Source organism: Pseudomonas farsensis (assembly GCF_014268805.2).
Taxonomy (GTDB): Bacteria; Pseudomonadota; Gammaproteobacteria; order Pseudomonadales; family Pseudomonadaceae; genus Aquipseudomonas; species Aquipseudomonas farsensis.
In genome coordinates this window covers 2066444-2087791 of sequence record NZ_JABWRF020000001.1, presented here as the reverse complement: position 1 = coordinate 2087791, position 21348 = coordinate 2066444, and the positions used below count along the sequence as shown (strand labels likewise).

Here is a 21348-nt window from a genome sequence, read left to right as displayed (position 1 = left end):
CCACAGGATTGGCTCCAACCAGCAATATTGCGGTTGAACATGGCCTCTGTGGGAGCTGGCGCCAGCCTGCGATGAGGCCACCACAAGCTTGCACAGAACCCCGCCCCCCCCGCTCTAGCTCAACCCCGCTGAAGCCGGGGCTTGGGCAGGCCTAATCAAATGTCATCAAAACCACCGGTCATTGCGCTTGCGCCCGCGGCTCAGCGCCGGCAGGATCAAGCCCGCCAACAAGCCGGCCCCGGCAATGCTGCCGCCATAGACCATATAGCGCATCATCACCTGCTTGTTCTCATCCCCCAGCCGCGCCTGGGTGTCGCGCAGGTTCGACTGCACCTGTTCCAGCTGCTCATTCAAGCCCTTGTTACGCGTCTCAAGCTCGTCGATCAGCGCTTTGCGCGAATCCAGCGTCTCTTGCATGCCCTGCACGCGGGTCTTCCAGCCATCGTCGATGGTCTTGAGCTGCGCAGACAGGTCGGCCACCTTCTGGTCCAGCATCGGCAGCCGCTCGTTCTGCCCAGGCACAGCCTGCAAGTCGCTGTTGAGGATCCACACGAGATCACCGCTCTGCCCGCGCACCTGGCTGTAGTTACCCTGGGTCGTCACCAGGCTGACCCTTTGCCCGGATTTCAGTGTGCCGACAATCCGATGGCCATCTGTAGGACCACTTCGTACATAGGTGCTCAAGCTGTCGCTGACCCAGCGCGCGTCGGTGGGGGCGTCCTCGGCATAGGCAGGGGCGGTAACGGCGATCAGGGCGGCAATCAGGGAGCCGCGCAGGGCGGGGAGGGGGGAGAAGGCAGGCTGCTTGTCTGGCATGGTGATCTTCGCTGAAACGGGGCAAGTGAAGGCCCGATGCATGGGCCGGCGAACCGGTCGGGTGGATTGACCGTCAGCCAAAGACCGCATTTTTGTAGGCTGGTTCACTGCTTGGCGTAGGAAATACCCCCAGAGTGTTGCTGGATGTACGCATAAACGAAAACGGGGCAGGCCATTGCTGGCCTGCCCCGTTGTTCGACTATCAGCTGCTTCAGGCGACCTTGACGATCCAGCCGGCAGGCGCTTCGACGTCACCGCTCTGGATGCCGGTCAGCTCGTTGTAGAGCTTCTGGGTCACCGGGCCGACCTTTTCCAGGTCATGGAAAACGTGCAGCTTGCCGTTGTACTCGATGCCGCCAATCGGGGTGATTACCGCAGCAGTGCCGCAGGCGCCAGCCTCGATGAAACGGTCGAGCTTGCTGATTTCCACGTCGCCTTCGATCACGCTCAAGCCCAGGCGCGATTGCGCCAGTTCCATCAGCGACAGGCGAGTGATCCCCGGCAGCACCGATGCCGATTTCGGGGTGACGAACTCGTTGTTGGCGGTGATGCCGAAGAAGTTGGCCGAACCGACTTCTTCGATCTTGCTGTGGGTCAGCGGGTCCAGGTAGATGGCATCGGCGAAGTTGGCTTTTTTAGCCTCCGCGCCTGGCTGCAGGCTGGCTGCATAGTTGCCACCCACTTTGGCTGCGCCGGTACCCTGTGGGGCTGCGCGGTCAAAGCTGGAAATCTGGAAGTTGTGCGGTTTCATGCCACCTTTGAAGTACGAACCTACCGGGATGGCGAACACCGAGAAGATGAATTCCGGGGCCGTGCGCACGCCGATGTTGTCACCGGTGCCGATCACGAACGGGCGCAGGTACAGGGCGCCTTTGCCATGCGGCGGGATGAAGCGTTCGTTGGCCTTGACCACTTGCTTGCAGGCCTCGATGAACACCTCGGTCGGCACATGTGGCATCAGCAGGCGAGCGCAGCTGCGTTGCATGCGCGCGGCGTTCTGGTCAGGGCGGAACAGGTTGATCGAGCCGTCTTTGCAACGATAGGCCTTGAGGCCTTCGAAGCACTGCTGGCCATAGTGCAGGGCAGTGGAGCCCTCACTGATGTGCAGCACATTGTCGTCGGTCAGGGTGCCTTTGTCCCACTCGCCATTGCGCCATACGGACAGGTAGCGCTTGTCGGTCTTGATGTAGTCGAAACCCAGCTTGTCCCAATTAATGCTTTCGTTGCTCATGACACCCTCATTGCTCAACGCCCGAACACGGCGGGCTGCTTTTATATGCGCACCCCGACACCTTAATACATCCCGTGCGGATCGGAAACGTCCAGTCACAGAAACTGCCGCAAGCACCGGCTGGTCGGCCCTCTGGCGCGCCGGGCGTGCGCCGCATGGCCTAGCGCAGGCGCCGATTCCAGTCGCCGCCATGGTCGCGCCAGCAGGCCTCTTCGCTGTCGAAGCGCACATGCCAGGCAGCATGGGCCAGGTTGATGCCGGCATCGCGCAGCGCCTGGCCGGTCAACGCCAGCATGCGCTCGCGGGCTTCGCCGGCCAGCGCCTGGGCTTTGGCCGTGTCGTCGCTGAACACCCAGGTGATGCGCAGGCTGGCGGGGAAGTCGTCGAGGTCGACCTGATGGGTGAGCCAGGCAAAGCCGACGATCTCGGCCTGGGCGGTGGCACAGGCATCGGTCAGGCAAGCCACCATTTCACGCTCAAGGCGCGCCAACGCCCGCTTGTTGCCGGCCATCAGCGGGCGCCTGCATGTGTAGGTATGGGTGGCTGCATGGGATGCCTCGACGCTGCGTTATAGGGGGGCGCCAGTGTAGCGCTGACGGCCCCGCCTTGGGGCGCAATTCAGCGTCGTGCACCTTTGTAGGAATAATCCTTCAGGAAAATCCGACAACTTGGCCTGCAATCTGCAACGTCCTGTTCATGAATTTTGATCGAACGGTCAGGCAGATGCCTTGGCTCGGTGCCCATCGCACCACGCCATGGTGCACCGGCCAGGGTTTACAGGGGTAAGCGATGTCATTGCCAGAGCAGATCGGGGCACAGGGCCAGCAGGCGGGCTGGAGCGCGCACCTGCACCTGCAGTTTGTGCTGCGCGATGGCGTGACCCGACTTGGTGCGCGGCGCCACTACGGACCCCTTTTGGTGCAGCGACCCTTCTACCCCGAGGGTTCGCCGTGCCATGTGTACATTCTGCACCCACCCGGTGGCATCGTTGCCGGCGACCGACTTGAGCTGGATATCCACCTTGAAGCCGGCAGCCATACGCTGCTGACCATGCCCGGTGCCAGCAAGTTCTACCGCAGCATTGGCCCCACCGCGCAACTGACCCAGCATTTTCATCTGGCAGCAGGCAGCACCCTTGAATGGTTGCCGCAGGACAGCATTTTCTTCAACGGCGCCCGTGCCAGCCTCGACAGTTGCTTCACCCTGGCTCCCGGGGCCCGTTTGCTGGCCTGGGAAACCCTGTGCCTGGGCCGCCCGGTGATGAACGAGCGTTTCGAGCGGGGCGCGCTGGACAGCCGCCTGCGCATCGAACTGCCCGGCGACCCCGGCCTGCACGAGCGCCTGCGCATCGAAGGCGGGCAGTTGGCCAAAGTTGGCGGCCATCCGTTGTTGGCGACGTTCTGCGCCGCGCCCGCCGACCAACAGGTACTGGAGCAGGTGCGCGAGCTGCTGGAGCCGCTGCCGACCCCCGCTGGCGCCACGCTGCTCGGTTCATTGCTGGTCATTCGCCTGCTCGACCACGACAACCAACATCTGCAACACAACCTGCAGCGCCTCTGGCACCTGCTGCGCCCGGCCGTTCTTGGCCTGGCGCCGTGCCCGCCGCGCATCTGGGCCACTTGAGAGAGCCATCATGGAGTTGACCCCGAGAGAGAAAGACAAACTGCTGCTGTTTACCGCCGCACTGCTGGCCGAACGGCGCTTGGCCCGTGGCCTGAAGCTCAACTACCCGGAAGCGGTGGCGTTGATCAGCGCCGCCGTAATGGAAGGTGCCCGTGACGGCCGAACCGTAGCCGAGCTGATGAGCCTGGGCCGCGAAGTACTGGTGCGCGGCCAGGTGATGGACGGCGTACCGGAGATGCTCCACGACGTCCAGGTCGAAGCCACATTCCCCGACGGCACCAAGCTTGTGACCGTGCATGACCCAATTGTCTGAGGTGCTGCCCATGATCCCCGGAGAAATCCAGGTCGCCGCTGGCGACATCGAACTCAACGTCGGCCGCGCCACGGTCAGCGTCAGCGTGGCCAACCATGGCGACCGCCCGGTGCAGGTCGGTTCGCACTATCACTTCTTTGAAGTCAACGACGCGCTGGTCTTCGAGCGCGCCCCAACCTTGGGCTTTCGTCTGGACATCCCAGCCGGTACGGCGGTGCGTTTCGAGCCGGGCCAGGCGCGCACGGTGCAGCTTGTGGCCTACGCCGGCAAGCGGGAAGTGTACGGCTTTCAGGGCAAGGTGATGGGTGCACTGGAGGGCCTGGCATGAGCCGTATTTCACGCCGCGCCTATGCCGATATGTTCGGCCCCACCGTCGGTGACCGTGTGCGCCTGGCCGACACCGCGCTGTGGGTGGAGGTCGAGAAGGACTTCACCACCTACGGCGAAGAGGTCAAGTTCGGCGGCGGCAAGGTGATCCGCGATGGCATGGGCCAGGGCCAGATGCTCGCTGCCCAAGCCATGGATCTGGTGCTGACCAACGCGCTGATTATCGACCACTGGGGCATCGTCAAGGCCGACATCGGCATCAAGCACGGGCGCATCAGGGCTATCGGCAAAGCCGGCAACCCCGATGTGCAGCCGGGGGTGACGGTGCCGGTAGGGCCGGGTACCGAGGTGATCGCTGCCGAGGGCAAGATCGTCACCGCAGGTGGCATCGACTCGCACATCCACTTCATTTGCCCGCAACAGGTCGAAGAAGCGCTGACCAGCGGCGTTACCACCTTCATCGGCGGCGGCACCGGGCCTGCCACCGGCACCAATGCCACCACTTGCACGCCCGGCCCGTGGTACCTGGCGCGCATGCTCCAGGCCGCCGACAGCCTGCCGATCAATATCGGCCTGCTGGGCAAGGGCAACGCTTCGCGGCCCGAGGCGCTGCGCGAGCAGATCGCCGCAGGCGCGGTGGGCCTGAAGCTGCACGAAGACTGGGGCTCGACGCCAGCCGCCATCGATTGCTGCCTGGGCGTTGCCGAAGAAATGGACATCCAGGTAGCGATTCATACCGACACGCTGAACGAGTCGGGCTGCATCGAGGACACCTTGGCGGCCATTGGTGACCGCACCATCCACACCTTCCACACCGAAGGCGCAGGCGGCGGGCATGCCCCGGACATCATTCGCGCAGCAGGGCAGGCCAACGTGCTGCCATCATCGACCAACCCGACGCTGCCCTACACGGTCAACACCGTCGATGAGCACCTGGACATGCTGATGGTGTGCCACCACCTGGACCCCAGCATTGCCGAGGATGTGGCCTTCGCCGAGTCGCGTATCCGCCGCGAGACCATCGCCGCTGAAGACATCCTGCACGACATGGGCGCTTTCGCCATGACCTCGTCCGACTCCCAGGCCATGGGCCGGGTCGGTGAGGTGGTGCTGCGCACCTGGCAGGTAGCCCACCAGATGAAGGTGCGCCGCGGCCCGCTGGCGCCAGACACCGACTACAGCGACAACTCGCGCGTCAAGCGCTACATCGCCAAGTACACCATCAACCCGGCGCTGACCCATGGCATTGCCCATGAAGTCGGTTCGGTGGCGGTCGGCAAGCTGGCGGACCTGGTGCTGTGGGCGCCAGCGTTCTTTGCGGTCAAGCCTGCCTTGGTGATCAAAGGCGGGATGATCGTCACCGCGCCCATGGGCGACATCAACGGCTCTATCCCGACGCCCCAACCCGTGCACTACCGGCCAATGTTCGGCGCCCTGGGTGCCGCGCGCCACGCCACGCGCATGACCTTCCTGCCGCAGGCAGCGCTGGACCGTGGCCTGCCGGCAGAACTCAACCTGCAGAGCCTGATCGGCGTGGCCCATGGCTGTCGCAGCGTGCGCAAGGCGGACATGGTCCACAACACCTTGCAACCGGTGATCGAGGTCGACTCGCAAACCTACCAGGTGCGCGCCGACGGTGAGTTGCTGGTGTGCGAACCGGCCACCGAGCTGCCACTGGCACAGCGGTATTTCCTGTTTTGAATGCCTGTATTGGCCTCATCGCAGGCTGGCGCCAGCTCCCACAGGGACCGCGTCAGCTTCGATAGCCGTTTCTGGAACAGCACCTGTGGGAGCTGGCGCCAGCCTGCGATGAGGCCGGAACAGGTTTGCACTCAACCATGGGATCTCCCACGGGGGCAGTCACCGATTTGTTTGAAAGGAGTGAACCATGATCGTACTCAACCGCAGGCTCAGCGAGGCCGCAGCCGTGACCGGCAGCGTCACGCTGACAGTCGACAGCCGCATCAAAAGCCGCCTGCGCGTCACCTTGGACGATGGCCGTGAAGCCGGGCTGATGCTTGAGCGCGGCCATCTGCTACGCGGCGGCGAACTGCTGGGCGACGCCGAGGGCCAGCAGGTGATCCGCGTGCTGGCAGCAGCGGAGGCGGTGTCTACGGTGCGCTGCGCCGACCCGCACTTGTTGGCCCGCGCCGCCTATCACCTGGGCAACCGCCACGTGCCGCTGCAGATCGCCCCCGGCCTGTTGCGCTATCAGCACGACCATGTGCTCGACGACATGCTGCGCGGCCTGGGCCTTGACGTCGATGCCGAGCAGGCGCCGTTCGAGCCTGAAGCCGGCGCCTACCAGAGCGCGCCCCACAGCCATGGCCACGAGCATCCGTTCGTGCGCCTGCAAAGCCATTTTTGATCTGCCTGGAGACAACCATGAGAAAAGCCTTTGCCCTGTTGTTATTGCTGGTCGCTGTGCCAGCCTTCGCTCACCCTGGCCACGACAGTAACCCCTTGCAGGATGGCCTGCTGCACCCGTTGACCGGCCTTGATCACTTGCTGATGCTGCTGGGCACGGGTGTGCTGGCGGCCCTGACCGGTCGCACCTTGGCCTTGCCGCTGGCAACCCTGGCGGCGATGTTTGGCGGTGCCGTGTGCGGCCATTTGTTCGGCGATGTCATCGGCATGGAGCAGATGATCATCGGCTCGCTGCTGGTAGCCGGTGCCGCGGTGCTGCTGCCCAGCCGCCAACTGTTGCTGGCGCTGATCATGCCGGTGTTTGCCCTGTTCCACGGCTGGGCCCATGGCGTAGAAGCGACGCCAAGCGCGTTCTGGCAGTTCAGTGCAGGCTTCGTTGTGGTCAGTGGTTTGCTGCTGGCAGCGGGCTTTGCCGTAGGTTGCGGCCTGCGCCGCCACGCTGGGCTTCAAAAAGCCTTCGGTGGCGGCCTGCTGGCAGCGGCCGCGCTGGTAATGGCCGGCTGATGAACAGCGACCTGGCGTTGCTAAGGTTGCTGCAACTGGCCAGCCCCGGCTTGCCAGTGGGCGGCTTCACCTACTCGCAGGGCCTGGAGTGGGCGGTGGAGGCGGGCTGGGTGAGCACGGCCGCCGAATTCGCCGCCTGGCAGCGCGAACAGTTGCACGACACCCTTGGCTGTCTCGACTGGCCGCTGCTGGCCCGCCTGTATCAAGCCAGCCTCGACGAGGATGCCGAGGCGTTTAGCCGTTGGTCGCGGTTCTTGCTGGCCAACCGCGAAACCGCCGAGCTTCGCCTTGAAGAGCAACAGCGCGGCAGCGCCTTTGCGCGCCTGCTCGATGGCTGGCAACTGGGCCAGGCCGCGGCCTGGCGTGCAAGCCTTGAAATGAGCCAACTCGGCGGCATGGCCTGGCTTGGCGCGCAATGGGCCATCCCGCTGCGCAAGCTTGCCCTCGGCCATGGCTTTGCCTGGCTGGAGGGCGCGGTGATGGCCGGGGTCAAGCTGGTGCCGTTTGGCCAGCAAGCGGCGCAAACATTGCTGCGCGACCTCAGCCAGGAGTTGCCCGCGGTGCTCGATAACGCGTTGGCGCTGGATGATGACCAACTGGGTGGCGGCCTGCCACTGCTGGCCATCGCGTCATCGCGCCACGAAACCCAATACACCCGTTTGTTCCGCTCTTGAGGACTGCCTAGATGGAAAACTACCAGCAACCCCTGCGTGTCGGTGTCGGCGGCCCAGTCGGGTCCGGCAAGACTGCGCTGCTCGAATGCCTGTGCAAGGCCATGCGTGACCACTACCAGATCGCGGTAGTGACTAATGACATCTATACCAAGGAAGACCAGCGCATCCTCACCGAGGCCGGCGCCCTTGAGCCCGAGCGCATTGTCGGGGTCGAAACCGGCGGCTGCCCGCATACCGCCATCCGTGAAGATGCCTCGATGAACCTCGCCGCCGTCGAAGCGCTGGCGCGCAAGTTTGGCAACCTGGAGGTGATCTTCGTTGAAAGCGGCGGCGATAACCTCAGCGCGACTTTCAGCCCGGAGTTGGCTGACCTGACCATCTACGTGATCGACGTCGCCGAAGGCGAAAAAATCCCCCGCAAGGGTGGGCCCGGCATTACCAAGTCGGATTTTCTGGTCATCAACAAAACCGACCTGGCGCCTTACGTCGGCGCCTCGTTGGCGGTGATGGAGAGCGACACCAACCGCATGCGCCCCCAGCGCCCTTGGACCTTCAGCAACCTGAAGAAGGGCGACGGCCTGCAGGCGGTCATCGACTTTATTGTCGAGCGCGGCATGCTCGGGGTGCGCGGCGCCTGACGCTGCCGAGCACCCCGTAGGCGGCACCCGGGTTTGCGCACAAGCGCAATCCCAGGGCTACTCAGTAGCGTGATCGGCGCCTTCCGGTGTGTCGATCATCTCAAGCGTTTTCAAGTCGATCAACGCGAAGGGCAGTACGACATACGCGTAATTAAAGAAGTTCGTGTCCTTTTCGATGGCGACAATGATTGCGTAACGCTCGTCAATATCCCCAAGCGTGTAAACCCCGTCTTTCAGTTCGCCAGTGCCTTTAACCAAGTACCAGTCCATTATGTCAGGTTGCAGCGCAATGGGCCCGTTGAACGTTTGAGTCCACGTCGTCAGACTGATGGTTTGGCCCGTGCGTTTCGTCTCGAACCAGGAGGCAGGATTGCTCCACGGAATAAGGATGTCGATGAGGGTAGGCGTACCCGATGCCCCCGTGACTGTGACCTGGTCCCGTTGCACCGCTGCACGCCAGTCGTCTGGACGAGCGGTGGGAACTGGGGGGCTCACGTATATCTGGACATCTTGGTGATCAGGGATGTCCATGTCCTCGCGGTCTTGACCCGTCACGCCGCGTACCGAGCCAAGGCTGGTCGGCGTGACGCCCCATTTAAGTGGCGTGCCGTCACCGCTACCGCCTACCAGCAAATAGCGTATGTGGCTATGTTGGGCGACTTGCAGGGAGGGGTAGACCGAGACGTCGCTTTGAACGAGGTAGATGAGCGCATGAGCCACGAAATTGTCTTTGCGGGCGACTACTTTGACGCGACGGCCTTGAGGGGGCACGGTGCTGGGGCTCGGCGCGCGGTACAGGCCAGTTGAGCTGATGCTTCCCTTTTCTCCGTTCTCGCCGGGCAGCAGCTCGAGAGACCACGTCGCACCGGTTTGCGCGGATTGGAGTGTGAATTGCAATGTGGAGTTTGCACTGATCACTGATTTTACGGGGAGGATGGCGAGAGACAGATTAGCCAGCGATAGATCTCCCAGTAGACTCATATCGCCCGGCGCCTTCGCCACACTGGGCATGGCCACATATTTATTTTTGAACAATAGGTTGTTTAAAAATAGCGCATCAATTTTCGCTGATTCAACAGTCAAGTCATGGCATAAGATGTTGAACATTCTGTAAATGACGTCTTTTGTGAACCAATCGCGGTATACGCTGTGTGCTTTATTGAAACCCCCGTACCAATTATCCTCCATTTCAAAACTCCGTGTAATGCTGATCTCCTGGTAACGTACCCTCCCGATATCCGGGCCGGACTCGGTTGTATTCAGTTCATAGACGGCCTCAAGCTCCCAGCTGCAGTTCAAGTTGGTGACCTCAATGGTGCGTTTGTTGGTCTTGGCCCACTCGACATCCATGAGAAGCCGCAAAACATGTTCGCCGACCCAGCTTATAATCGCCTTGCCATCGCTGAACCGGATTTTCAGTCCGCTAAAGTCCAGTGAATTGCGATCGCGATAAATCTGGTATACCCAAAATATGACGCCAACCAGCCCTCCGACTGTTGAGCCGAAGTGAGCCTCGCGCGGGTTATATTGGGTCCATTTATCAAAAACATCTGTGTGCGCAGAATGGAGGTCAATGCCGTCTAGGAATCCTTTGCTGTTCTTGTGTAAGGTGTATTCGATCCTGTCGTGGTCAAAGGTTCGCCGGGCGGCCATCGTGATCACAAAGAACCAAATGTGGTTGGCCACTAAGATATTCATGCCAAACGGCCTTGCGTAGTCATCAGGCAGTAAGTAAGGTAAGTCGGTGTCCCGTACCGGGAAGCCACCGTTGGGTTCGTTATTCATTGCAACCCCGACGATAACCGCGCCCTCGTCTTTATCGTCTTCCTCTGTCGACCTCACCACTCCAGAGTTGGCCAGGGAATGTGTGCGTATTGCGAAGGAGGTGGGTTTCAGGTCGCCATCCCCCCTGACGATACGGTTGATCACGAAGCGCTTGCTTTCGTCGTCCCAGCTGTCGAAGTGCTTCTTGATTGCAATGCCCAGTACCCGATTGCTGTGTTCGGAGCTGGACAAGCTGAAGTTGTGATTTTCTCCGTCGGACAAGTCCAACGCTACTTGACCTTCGTCGTCGATGATATTGCCTTTATCGGTAGCGAACAGGTCGATGTCCATATGCAACGACGGCGCATTGAGAGCATTGATGGTCGCGATGCTGACAATCGAATGGTCCGTGCCCCCAAGCGGCTTATTGAGGGTGATGTACTCGCCATGAATGATTTTCATGGCCAATCGTGCACGAGAGTGCGAAATATTCGAGTTGATGAATGACAGCACCGGGGCGTCGAACTTGAAGTTGTTCATCACGACCTTGGTGGACCCGCCCGTTTCTTCAGTGCTGCTGAACGGCGGGAAATAATCGGAGCCGTTCAGGTGCTCGATATACTCTTGGGCCAGCAACTGGTTTGTCTTGGCGCGGTCATAAATCAACAAAGCGCCCCAGCCCATCATCCGTGGGCCACCCTTGAGATACTGCAGATACTGTTGCATGCTGGGTCTTGCCATGGCGGTGTTCCTCAATATATTCGGACTTTAAGCACCCGGCATCCAGGTCTTCGACGACCTTGCTGAGTGCAGGTTGGGATAAGGCCCGCTCATGGAGCCAAACAATGCCTGATCAAATCCTCCAGTAGCCCCACAACATTGACAACTAGCAGAATTATCAGGTGCGGTGCTGTCGAGTGCTGTGCACACTGCTCTTGCGCTGCTGCCGCCCCGGACCTTTTAGCGCACCAGATATACCCTCGCTGCTTGTTTAGCGCCGCTGGTCCGACCACTGAGCAATAAATCGAATCCGCGGCTCGGGAGGGCCTCCCAACTCATGTACGGCATGCAGCCGTGCACATCCTTAGCCACTCGAGGTTGAAGACCATGGCCAACAAAGAGAACAGCGGCACGGGCAACCAGGGCACTTCGAAAAACCCTGGTAACTTCGCCAACGACCGCGAAAAAGCGTCCGAAGCCGGCCGCAAAGGCGGGCAAAGCTCCGGCGGCAACCAGCGTCCATCCACCGAGTCCGGCCGCAAGGGCGGCCGCTCGTAAGTGAGGCCATGCAGTGCCGGGTTCGCCCGGCATTGCACAGGAGATACTGCTATGCGCATTACCCCCGTACTTTGCCTGTTGGCCAGCATCACCCTGCTTGGTGGCTGTTTCGACCGCGACACCGACCACCCGGCCGAGGACGCTGACCAGAGCAAACCGTCGCTGCAGATGCAAAAGCCCGACACCCCCACCACTCAGCCCACACCGGAAACAAAACCGCAGAATCCATGAGCAAGGGGCCAGGTATGACCTTGATTTCCCATAAGAGCCAAGCCCATGCCGGTAGTAGCCTGCAGTTGCGCTATCAAGCGCTGCTTGAGGGGCGCAGCGTGGATTCTCGCGCTTGGCTGGCTGAACAACTACGCCACGCAGAGCAGTTGAGCGACGATCTGCCTGATGATCCTTCGCAATTGCCGCGTTGGGCTGCCCAGCACGCCGACGCCGTGGCTGACGCTTACGCGGTGTACCTGGAGCAGCGCCGCCAGGGCTCGCCACGCCGCTATTTCGCCACCCGCGCCCAAGCATTGTGGTTCGTGCAGCAAGTGGCACCGACCAAAGCGGTCGATGGCGCCTGGCTGCACGGCACGTTGCGCCACTGGCACGACCCGCGCTACCACGGCCTGATCCGCACCTATCTTGAAGAACTTGGCGACGGCGACCCCCGCTGCAACCATGTACTGATCTACCAGCGCCTGCTTAGCCGCCTGGGGTGCCTGCAACCTGTGCCGCTTTGCGATGAACGCTACCTGCAAGGCGCGGTACAGCTGGCGCTCGGACAGGCGGGTGATGATTTGCTGCCGGAGGTAATCGGCTACAACCTGGGCTACGAGCAGCCGCCGTTGCACCTGTTGATCACCACCTATGAACTCGCCGAGCTTGGTATCGATGCCCATTACTTCCAGCTGCATGTGACCATCGACAACGCCGCCAGCGGCCATGCAAGGCGTTCGCTGGAAGCCTTTGTTCAGTTGCGCGATGGTGAGGATTTCTACCGGCGGGTACGTAATGGCTACCGGCTTAACGATCTTGGTGTCGACACCCCGTCGCTGATTGCAGACTTTGATCTTGAATCGGAGTTGCTGGCCAGCCTGGAAGCCAAGCGCGTGTTTGGCCGCTTCATGCATGCCGACCGCTGCCGTCTGCAAGGCCGCACCATCAACCAATGGCTGGCAGAACCCGGTGGCATGGGTGAGTTTGTCCAGGCGTTGCAAGCGCAGGGTTGGATACAGCGCAATACCGACCCTCAGCAAAGCCGCTTCTGGGCACTGATCGAAGGCCCGGCTGCAGCGATGTACGGGGTGTTCAGCGCCTACGAGAAACAGCTTTGGCACGATTGGATTGCAGGCGATTGGCAGGGCGCGCGAATCCGCCGTGTGCAGCCAGGGCAATGGGAAAACCAGCTGGCCTTCGAGCCCCAGTCCGATGCACAAGCGCAGCCGCTGCTTGATGTCGGGCGCCTTATATCCGCCATGGCCGGTAACCGACATGCCGAACCCGATGGCCTGCGCGCCACCCGTGCATACGTACGCGCCACAGGCCTTGCCCAAGGAGGGCCTCGCTGATGCAGCTCGAAAACCAACAGGCCCGCGCCGACGAAGCATTGCTGCAGCTTGGCCGCCGCCTGCGCGCCGACGGCTACCGCTTTACTTGCGTCACCCCAGCCACCCATAGCCACGTTAACGCCCGGCCCGAGGCACAGCGCGCGCGCAACCTGCGCGATGTGTTTGGCTGGAGCCGCCCGTTTGCGCCCTCGCTACTGAGCCCCGATGAGCTGCAACAGCTGGAAGCTGCCGAGGTGTTGGTCAGCCAAGGCGAACGCCTGCGCAGCAACGTAAGGTGGTCCAGTCTGGACGACCTGTTGCTGGTGCATTCCGCGTGGCCCACGGACAGCAGCGACGCGGTATTTTTCGGCCCCGACAGCTATCGCTTTGCCCGGGTAATCCAGGACTACCTGCAACACAGCCCCAAGCGGGTTCAGCACGCAGTGGACATCGGTTGCGGCAGTGGAATCGGCGCCCTGATCATCGCCCGCGCCGCACCGCACGCGCAGGTCAGCGCGGTGGACATCAACCCGCAAGCGCTACGCTACACAGCCATCAACGCCGCTTTGGCTGGCGTTACCAACCTGTCGATCGAGCCAAGCGACTTGCTGGACGGCTTGAGCGGCCGCTTTGACCTGATCGTCGCCAACCCGCCCTACATGCTTGATGCCGGTGAGCGTGTATATCGCCATGGCGGCGGCAGCCTGGGTGCCGAGCTGTCGCTGCGTATTGTCGAGCAGGCCCGTGAACGCCTGGCGCCAGGCGGTACCTTGCTGTTGTACACCGGGGTTGCGATTGTCGAGGGGCGTGATGCCTTGCTCGAAGCGGTCCGTCTGCGCCTAGCGGGGCCTGAACTGAGCTGGAGCTACAAGGAAATTGACCCGGATGTATTCGGCGAACAGTTGCTTGAAGTGGGTTACCAGAACGTCGAGCGTATTGCGGTGGTTGAGCTGAGAGTCACACGCAACGGCTGATGCCTGCGGTTTTGCCATCCAGAGGAATGCGTGGCCTTTAGCGCTGTGGTCGAGTGGGGTTTGCTGGCACCACCTGATATAAGCGGCAGTTGTTCGATTTCAGTTTGAGGGTGATGCTTTTCCAAAATCTTGGGAGCGACTGTCATGGACGAGAGGTTTTTCTACCAACAGGCGCAGTTAAGTGCTGTCATCACTGATCGGCCCCGCAGGCTGGTGCGTCATCAGTTGATAACGCTGGCGCAATGCGATGGGGCGCAGGCGATGTTGTTGGCTTGCGACGAAGCCCAAAGTGCATTGTTCGCGTATTCGGCACTCACCCACGCTGTATTTCGATACGGCCCCTATGGGCAAGAGCGCAAACAACCTGGCTACCTCTCCTGTACGAGGTTTAAAGGCGAGCGGTGGGATGCTCAGCTGAGTGGGTATTGCTTGGGGCAGGGGTATCGTGTCTACAGCCCGCGGCTAATGCGTTTTCTCTCGCGTGACACGCTGAGCCCGTTCATGGAAGGAGGAGTGAATTGCTATGGCTTCTGCGCCGGCGATCCAGTGAACTACAGCGACTCCACGGGCCACGTGGTCAGAGCTTTCCGGCCCACTTACGGGCCGCTCCGTTTAAGCCCCACAGTTGGTCGCGCCTCAGCTATTCCCTCCTTGAAACAACGTGTGGCCAGCAACCGACCAGATGCCATGCTTCCTGCGTTTGACCTGGATAATAATCGCCTCACAGTCGAAACGCTTGACGCTTTAATCGCTGGAAAACTGTTCCCTGGCATCCGTGGGTCGAGGCGGCCACGACACAATCTCAAAAGCGTGGGCGCAAGCCGTCATTCCGGCGAGTCAGTGCCAAACTCTGCTAATTCGATAGAGGGTCAAGCCCAAGTGGAGGCTTATAAACGCGACGCGTTCTGGAAGACATTCACAGATTATCAGCTTGCCTCTTATGGGAAATTACCTTCTGAAAGACGGGCGTCCGCAGATGTCGTTATTGATATCTACACCAAGTTATCGCAAATAGAGGCGTTGCGCGTGCGTAAGGGTTCATGAACGTCCGCTACCTTTCATCGGCTTGATCACGACCCAACCAAACCATTCCCTCAGCTCCTCATTCGAAACCTGTATGCGCCATCCTAGGCCAGTCAGCCATTTCGACCGAGGAGCATCCCATGCCGAGTAAACCTCAAGACCAATTCACCCTGCAAAACCCGCTGACCCAATATCCGCACCCGCCATTTCCAGCCCAAGGCCAGGCGGCACCGGGTTTGGACGCGCTCATGGAGCCGAAACCCGACCACGGTGAAGACACCTACAAAGGCTTCGGCCGCCTGGCCGGGCGCCGGGCGCTGATTACCGGCGCCGACTCCGGTATCGGCCGCGCTGCGGCCATCGCTTTCGCCCGTGAAGGCGCCGATATCGCCCTCAACTACCTGCCCACCGAAGAAAAAGACGCCCGCGAAGTGGTGGCGTTGATCGAGGCCGAGGGCCGCAAGGCGGTGGCTATCCCCGGTGACCTGAAAGACCCGCGTTTCTGCAGCCAGCTGGTCGATCAGGCCCACGAGCAGCTCGGTGGTCTGGATATCCTGGTCAACGTCGCTGGCAAGCAGGAGGCGCGCAAGGACATCAGCCAGATCACCCACGCGCAGTTCGACGACACCATGAAGACCAACGTGTATGCGCTGTTCTGGCTGTGCCAGGCCGCGGTGCCGTTGATGCCGGCGGGTGCGACCATCATCAATACCGCGTCTATCCAGTCGTATCAGCCCTCGGCGACCTTGCTCGATTACGCCACCACCAAGGCTGCCATCGTCGCTTTCACCAAGGCCTTGGCCAAACAGGTGATCGAGCGCGGTATCCGGGTCAATGCGGTGGCGCCGGGGCCGATCTGGACTGTATTGCAGCCAAGTGGCGGCCAGCCGCCGGAGAAAATCCCGGAGTTCGGTTCGCAAACGCCGATGAAACGCCCTGGCCAACCGGCAGAATGCGCACCGTTGTACGTGCTGCTGGCCAGCCAGGAGTCGAGCTACATCACCGGTGAGGTGTTCGGCGTAACCGGCGGCAACCCGTTGCCGTAACGCATCTAGAGCAAACCTTTCGTGCCCGGCGCAGTCGACTGTAACAAGCGAGCTTTCGGCTGCGCAGCGTAACGGATAACCAAACCTTGGAGGAGCCGGCCATGGCCCGGGCTATCTGGAAAGGTGCGATCAGCTTTGGCCTGGTGCACATCCCCGTGTCGCTCAACACTGCGGTGAGTAGCGAACGCATCGATTTCGACTGGCTCGACAAGCGCAGTATGGAACCGGTGGGCTACAAGCGCATAAACAAAGTCACCGGCAAGGACATCGACAAGGACAACATCGTCAAAGGTGTGGAGTTCGAGAAGGGCCGTTATGTGGTGATCAGCGAGGATGAGATCCGCAAGGCGCGGCCGGAGGCCACGCAAACCATCGATATCTTCTCGTTCATCAAGGCGAACGAGATACCGCTGCAGCACTTCGATACCCCGTATTACCTAAGCCCCGACAAGCGCGGCGGCAAGGTCTATGCGCTGCTGCGTGAAACCCTGGAGAAAACCGGCAAAGTGGCCCTCGCCACAGTGGTGCTGCACACCCGCCAGCACCTTGCCCTGGTGCGCTCTTTGGATGACGCACTGGTATTGATTACCCTGCGCTGGCCTGACGAGGTGCGCGACGTGGAAAGCCTTGAGCTGGACAAAAGCGTGCGTGAGGCCAAGGTCGACAAGCGTGAACTGGACATGGCCAAGCGCCTGGTCGAGGACATGAGCGGGCCGTGGGCGCCGGACGACTACCACGATGCGTTCCGCCAGACGATCATGGACCTAGTGGAAGAAAAAGCCAGCAAAGGCAAGATCGCCACGGTGGAGCAGGGCAAGGCTGCAGAGGGCGGCAAGAGTGCGGATATTCTCGACCTTACCGAACTGCTCAAGCGCAGCCTGGGCGGCGGCAAAACGCCCAAAGACAAAAAAACCGCCAAGCGCCCGCGCAAAGCGTCGTGAGGCCCCGAGTGGCGCAGAAAACGCCCACCCTCATACTCTGTGTGGGGTCACCCAGCCCTTCCTGGCTGAGCTGTCGCGCAGAGAACTGGGCAGCGTGGGAGATTCTATAGTTTTGTACAAGCCTGTTCCCACCAGACATATCTCCTTGTGGCGAGCTCCCTTGTGGCGAGCGGGCTTGTCCCGCGTTGGGCTGCGCAGCAGCCCCTTGGGTTTTCAGGGCTGCTGCGCAGCCCAACGCGGGACAAGCCCGCTCGCCACGGCTCTCTATCATTTTTCACAGGATTGGGTCCAACCAGCAATGTTGCGGTTGAGCACGGCCCGCGTGGCGGGCTTGCCCCGCGATGGCCAGCGCGCCGAGTGGCGTTGTCTGATCTGCCGCTATCGCGGTGGTTCGGCATTCCGATCAAGCCCAACGGTGTATCGATATTCCCCAAAGCGCTTAAGAGCCTGCCCTAACGTTGCTCAATCCTCCAGCAACTCCGGGCTGTTGAAGTTGGCCAACCGCATATCTTCCGGCGTACATTCCAACGCCTGCACCGGCGCTACCCGCAGAGCCTTCTGCAAACTCCGCTCGCCCGCCACCCAGGCCTGCTCCAGCGCAGGCAGCATGCGCCGTGGCAGCACGCTGAACATCGGCTGCCAGTAGCCGCACTGGCGTACCATCGCAGCACTGCCATGTTCACAAGCCACGTGCCGGAGCGCCTGCACCAGCGCCTGATCAACCAGCGGCGCATCGCATGCCAGCAGCACCACCCATTCATGCCGGGCAGCCTTGAGGCCTGCAATTACCCCCGCGAGCGGGCCCGGAAACCCGGCCTCGGCATCGCCCACCAATTGGTCAGCGTACACGGCGTAGTCGGCCTGGTTACGGTTGCAGGAAATCACCACGTCATCGGACAACTCGCGGACCGCGCGCTGCACATGAGCCACTAGCGGCTCGTCATGCCAGGCCAGCAAGCCCTTGTCGCGCCCGCCCATGCGCTGGCCACGGCCACCGGCGAGGATCAGGATAGAGCAGGGGGGCAGGGGGGCAGGCATCAAAAAGGGCTCCGGGCAGGGTGTGCCGGGAACCCTCTCATTCAATGCCTTGGCTGTCCAGTCAGGCGTCGTCGCGCACCTGCTGTGGCTGCCCAGCTTGCCGGCGCCCGGCGAGCTTCATCACCACCACGAAGAATACCGGAACGAACACCACCGCAAACGTGGCGCTGAGCATGCCGCCGATCACGCCGGTGCCAATGGCCTGCTGGCTGGCGGAGCTGGCGCCACTGGCAATGGCCAGCGGGACGACACCGAGAATGAACGCAAGCGAGGTCATCACAATGGGCCGCAGGCGCAGCCGTGCAGCCTGGATGGCCGCTTCTGTGGCATCCATGCCTTGGTCGACCAGGCCCTTGGCGAATTCGATGATCAAGATGGCGTTCTTCGCCGACAGGCCGATCAGGGTGATCAAACCGACCTTGAAGAATACATCGTTGGGCAGGCCGCGCAGCGTCACCGCCAGCACCGCACCCAATACCCCAAGCGGCACCACCAGCAGTACCGCGGTCGGGATCGACCAGCTTTCGTACAGCGCCGCCAGGCACAGGAACACCACCAGCAGCGACAGCGCCATCAGCAGCGGGGCTTGGCTGCCCGACAGGCGCTCCTGCAGTGACAGGCCCGTCCATTCAAGGCCGGTACCTGCCGGCAACTCGGCGACCAGTCGTTCGATTTCAGCCATGGCTTGCCCTGAACTGTACCCCGGCGCCGGTTCGCCAGAAATCGACACCGCCGGGTAGCCGTTGTAGCGGGTCAACTGCACCGGCCCCGATTGCCAGCGGGCGCTGACGAATGCACCCAGTGGCACCATCTTGCCGCTGGCGTTGCGCACGTGGATTTTCAGCAAGTCTTCGACCTGGCTGCGGTTGTCGCCGTCGGCCTGCACCACCACCCGCTGCATGCGCCCCTGGTTGGGGAAGTCGTTGACGTAGTTGGAGCCTACTGCGGTGTCGAGCACCGCGCCGATATCGGCGAACGACACGCCCAAGGCATTGGCTTGCCGCCGGTCAACCTCAAGCACTACTTGCGGGCTCTCGGCCAGAGAGGCCTCGCGCACGTTGACCAGCACTTTGCTGCTGGCCGCCTGGGCCAACAGTTGGTCACGGGCCTGCATCAACTCGCTGTAGCCCATGCCGCCGCGGTCCTGCAGACGGAACTCGAAGCCTGTCGACTCACCCAGGCCGTCAACCGGCGGGGGCAACACTGCGAAGGCAATGGCGTCCTTGAGCCCGGAAAACGCCATGTTGGCCCGGTCGGCAATGGACTGCGCGCTGTTATCGGCGTTGCGCTCGGCCCAGTCCTTCAGCGTGGTGAAGGCCAGCGCGGCGTTCTGCCCGCTGCCCGAGAAGCTGAAGCCAAGGATCAACGTGGTATTGGCGACCCCCGGCTCCCCGGTGTTGTGTGCCTCGATCTGGCGCGCCACCTCGATGGTGCGTGCCTGGCTGGCGCCGGGCGGCAGTTGGATGTCGGTGATGGTGTAGCCCTGGTCCTCGGTGGGCAGGAACGCCGTTGGCAGTTGGCTGAACCCATAGCCCAGCACGCCCAGCAGTGCGGCGTACACCAACAGGTAGCGGCCGCTGCGGGCCAGCGCATGGCTGACCCAGCGCTGGTAACCATCGCTCATGTGCTCGAAGCGCCGGTTGAACCAGCCGAAGAAGCCTTTACGCTGATGGTGCTCGCCCTTGGCCAGCGGTTTGAGCAGGGTGGCGCACAGCGCCGGGGTTAGGCTCAGGGCCAGGAAGGCCGAGAACAGGATAGACACGGCCATCGACACCGAGAACTGCTTGTAGATGACCCCCACCGAGCCTTTCATGAACGCCATCGGCAAGAACACCGCCACCAGCACCAGGGTGATGCCGATGATCGCGCCACTGATCTGGCCCATGGCCTTGCGCGTAGCGGCTTTTGGCTCCAGGCCTTCCTCGGCCATGATCCGCTCGACGTTTTCCACCACCACGATGGCGTCGTCCACCAGAATGCCGATGGCCAGCACCATGCCGAACAGCGTCAGCACGTTGATCGAGAAACCCAGCAGGTTCATCACCGCAAAGGTGCCCATCAGCGCCACCGGCACCACCAGGGTTGGGATCAGCGTATAGCGCAGATTCTGCAGGAACAGGAACATCACCGCGAACACTAGCACCATGGCCTCGGCCAAGGTGCTGATCACTTGCTGGATCGACACCTTGACGAACGGCGAGGTGTCGTAAGGGATGTCTATGCGCACGCCCTGCGGGAAGTAGCGCGACAGCTCGTTGAGCTTGGCCTTGACCAGTGCTGCGGTTTCCATGGCGTTGGCGCCGGGCGACAGCTTGACGCTGAAGGCACTGGTAGCCTTGCCATTGAGGCGGGTGCCGTACTGGTAGTCCTGGGCGCCAATTTCAACGCGGGCAACATCGCCGACTGTCACGCTGGAGCCATCGGCATTGGCCCGCAGCACGATGGCGGCGAACTCTTCTGGGGTGCTCAACTGGCCACGCACGACCACATTGGCGGTGATTTCCTGGGTCGGGCGCGCCGGCAGGTCGCCGATGCTGCCTGGCGCCACCTGAGCGTTCTGCGCGGCGATGGCCGCTGAAACATCGTTGGGGGTGAGGTTGTAGCCGACCAGTTTGGCCGGGTCGACCCAGATGCGCATGGCCCGCTCGGAGCCATACAGCTGGGCCTTGCCGACGCCCTTGACGCGGCGCACCTCGTTCATCACGTTGCGCGCCAGAATGTCGGACAGTGCAATTTCGTCCAGGTTGCCATCTTCGGAGGTAAGGGTAGCCAGCAGCAGGAAACCGGTGGAAACCTTTTCTACCTGTAGCCCTTGTTGTGTGACTGCGCGCGGCAGGCGCGACTCGATCACCTTCAGGCGGTTCTGCACATCGACCTGAGCCAGGTCCGGGTTGGTGCCGGGCTGGAAGCTTGCGGTGATGGTGGCACTGCCCAGGCTGCTTTGCGATTCGAAGTACAGCAGGTTATCGGCGCCGTTGAGCTCCTGCTCGATGACGCTGACCACGCTTTCGTCCAGAGTCGCCGCCGAGGCTCCCGGGTACACCGCATAGACTTCCACCTGTGGCGGTGCCACGTCAGGGTACTGCGCAACCGGCAATTGCGGGATGGCCAGGCCGCCGAGCAGCAGGATGAACAACGCGACCACCCAGGCGAATACCGGGCGTTCGATGAAGAATTGCGGCATGGTTCA

At 61.9% G+C, this 21348-nt stretch carries 20 protein-coding genes and 1 pseudogene; 15 read left to right on the top strand and 6 right to left on the bottom strand.

Annotation, left to right across the window (positions count from 1 at the left end; all coding sequences use genetic code 11):
- Positions 1-165: 165 nt before the first annotated feature.
- From HU719_RS09470 to HU719_RS09460, 3 genes are all read right to left on the bottom strand, one after another.
- Positions 166-816 carry a TIGR04211 family SH3 domain-containing protein gene (locus HU719_RS09470; RefSeq protein WP_186522469.1) on the bottom strand — a complete coding sequence of 217 codons (651 nt, stop codon included), beginning with the start codon at positions 814-816 and terminating at the stop codon, positions 166-168.
- 211 nt (positions 817-1027) lie between these two features.
- Complete coding sequence (locus HU719_RS09465; RefSeq protein ID WP_186536710.1) at positions 1028-2047, bottom strand: branched-chain amino acid aminotransferase; 1020 nt, start codon at positions 2045-2047, stop codon at positions 1028-1030.
- Positions 2048-2207: 160 nt separating this feature from the next.
- Positions 2208-2561 carry a hypothetical protein gene (locus HU719_RS09460; RefSeq protein WP_186536723.1) on the bottom strand — a complete coding sequence of 118 codons (354 nt, stop codon included), beginning with the start codon at positions 2559-2561 and terminating at the stop codon, positions 2208-2210.
- A 275-nt stretch (positions 2562-2836) separates the two neighbouring features.
- Here HU719_RS09460 and HU719_RS09455 point away from each other — a divergent pair, with 275 nt between their 5' ends.
- The 8 genes from HU719_RS09455 to ureG all read left to right on the top strand — a co-directional run bounded on the left by HU719_RS09455 (position 2837) and on the right by ureG (position 8553).
- On the top strand, positions 2837-3670 hold the full coding sequence (locus HU719_RS09455) for an urease accessory protein UreD (RefSeq protein ID WP_186536711.1): 834 nt from the start codon (positions 2837-2839) through the stop codon (positions 3668-3670).
- A 10-nt stretch (positions 3671-3680) separates the two neighbouring features.
- Positions 3681-3983 (top strand): urease subunit gamma, encoded by a 303-nt coding sequence (locus HU719_RS09450; RefSeq protein WP_186522472.1) that lies wholly within the window; start codon positions 3681-3683, stop codon positions 3981-3983.
- A gap of 10 nt (positions 3984-3993) precedes the next feature.
- On the top strand, positions 3994-4311 hold the full coding sequence (locus HU719_RS09445) for an urease subunit beta (protein WP_186522487.1): 318 nt from the start codon (positions 3994-3996) through the stop codon (positions 4309-4311).
- Positions 4308-6011: an urease subunit alpha gene (ureC, locus tag HU719_RS09440; RefSeq protein WP_186536712.1), complete on the top strand. Its 1704-nt coding sequence runs from the start codon at positions 4308-4310 to the stop codon at positions 6009-6011. Before HU719_RS09445 ends, ureC begins: the two co-directional genes overlap by 4 nt.
- Before the next feature lie 187 nt (positions 6012-6198).
- On the top strand, positions 6199-6678 hold the full coding sequence (ureE, locus tag HU719_RS09435) for an urease accessory protein UreE (protein WP_186536713.1): 480 nt from the start codon (positions 6199-6201) through the stop codon (positions 6676-6678).
- A 17-nt stretch (positions 6679-6695) separates the two neighbouring features.
- Positions 6696-7241 (top strand): HupE/UreJ family protein, encoded by a 546-nt coding sequence (locus tag HU719_RS09430; RefSeq protein ID WP_186522475.1) that lies wholly within the window; start codon positions 6696-6698, stop codon positions 7239-7241.
- Positions 7241-7915 (top strand): urease accessory protein UreF, encoded by a 675-nt coding sequence (locus HU719_RS09425; protein WP_186522476.1) that lies wholly within the window; start codon positions 7241-7243, stop codon positions 7913-7915. Before HU719_RS09430 ends, HU719_RS09425 begins: the two co-directional genes overlap by 1 nt.
- 11 nt (positions 7916-7926) lie before the next feature.
- A complete protein-coding gene (gene ureG / locus HU719_RS09420) occupies positions 7927-8553 on the top strand; it encodes an urease accessory protein UreG (RefSeq protein ID WP_186536714.1) in 627 nt (208 codons plus the stop codon).
- A gap of 57 nt (positions 8554-8610) precedes the next feature.
- Here ureG and HU719_RS09415 read toward each other — a convergent pair whose 3' ends face one another.
- Positions 8611-11058 carry a hypothetical protein gene (locus HU719_RS09415; RefSeq protein WP_186536715.1) on the bottom strand — a complete coding sequence of 816 codons (2448 nt, stop codon included), beginning with the start codon at positions 11056-11058 and terminating at the stop codon, positions 8611-8613.
- Positions 11059-11475: 417 nt separating this feature from the next.
- On the opposite strand from HU719_RS09415, the pseudogene HU719_RS09410 reads away from it, so the two are divergent.
- The 7 genes and pseudogenes from HU719_RS09410 to ku form a co-directional block, all read left to right on the top strand.
- Positions 11476-11595 (top strand): annotated as a pseudogene (locus HU719_RS09410) (con-10 family general stress protein); the annotation flags it as partial.
- A gap of 51 nt (positions 11596-11646) precedes the next feature.
- The gene (locus HU719_RS09405) at positions 11647-11826 is read left to right on the top strand and encodes a hypothetical protein (protein WP_186522480.1); all 180 of its coding nucleotides are present in this window, start codon (positions 11647-11649) and stop codon (positions 11824-11826) included.
- 14 nt (positions 11827-11840) lie between these two features.
- Entirely contained in the window at positions 11841-13157 is a 1317-nt protein-coding gene (locus HU719_RS09400; RefSeq protein ID WP_186536716.1) for an iron-containing redox enzyme family protein, read from the top strand.
- Positions 13157-14110 carry a methyltransferase gene (locus HU719_RS09395; protein WP_186536717.1) on the top strand — a complete coding sequence of 318 codons (954 nt, stop codon included), beginning with the start codon at positions 13157-13159 and terminating at the stop codon, positions 14108-14110. Before HU719_RS09400 ends, HU719_RS09395 begins: the two co-directional genes overlap by 1 nt.
- A gap of 144 nt (positions 14111-14254) precedes the next feature.
- Positions 14255-15154 carry an RHS repeat-associated core domain-containing protein gene (locus HU719_RS09390; RefSeq protein ID WP_186536718.1) on the top strand — a complete coding sequence of 300 codons (900 nt, stop codon included), beginning with the start codon at positions 14255-14257 and terminating at the stop codon, positions 15152-15154.
- A gap of 119 nt (positions 15155-15273) precedes the next feature.
- Positions 15274-16179 carry an SDR family oxidoreductase gene (locus tag HU719_RS09385; protein ID WP_186522484.1) on the top strand — a complete coding sequence of 302 codons (906 nt, stop codon included), beginning with the start codon at positions 15274-15276 and terminating at the stop codon, positions 16177-16179.
- A 101-nt stretch (positions 16180-16280) separates the two neighbouring features.
- Positions 16281-17120 carry a non-homologous end joining protein Ku gene (gene ku / locus HU719_RS09380; protein WP_186536719.1) on the top strand — a complete coding sequence of 280 codons (840 nt, stop codon included), beginning with the start codon at positions 16281-16283 and terminating at the stop codon, positions 17118-17120.
- Positions 17121-17582: 462 nt separating this feature from the next.
- Here the strand turns inward: ku and mobA are convergent, their stop codons facing one another.
- Both mobA and HU719_RS09370 read right to left on the bottom strand, forming a co-directional pair.
- Complete coding sequence (mobA, locus tag HU719_RS09375) at positions 17583-18158, bottom strand: molybdenum cofactor guanylyltransferase MobA (RefSeq protein WP_186537440.1); 576 nt, start codon at positions 18156-18158, stop codon at positions 17583-17585.
- Positions 18159-18219: 61 nt separating this feature from the next.
- Positions 18220-21342 (bottom strand): multidrug efflux RND transporter permease subunit, encoded by a 3123-nt coding sequence (locus tag HU719_RS09370; protein ID WP_186537439.1) that lies wholly within the window; start codon positions 21340-21342, stop codon positions 18220-18222.
- Positions 21343-21348: the final 6 nt, after the last annotated feature.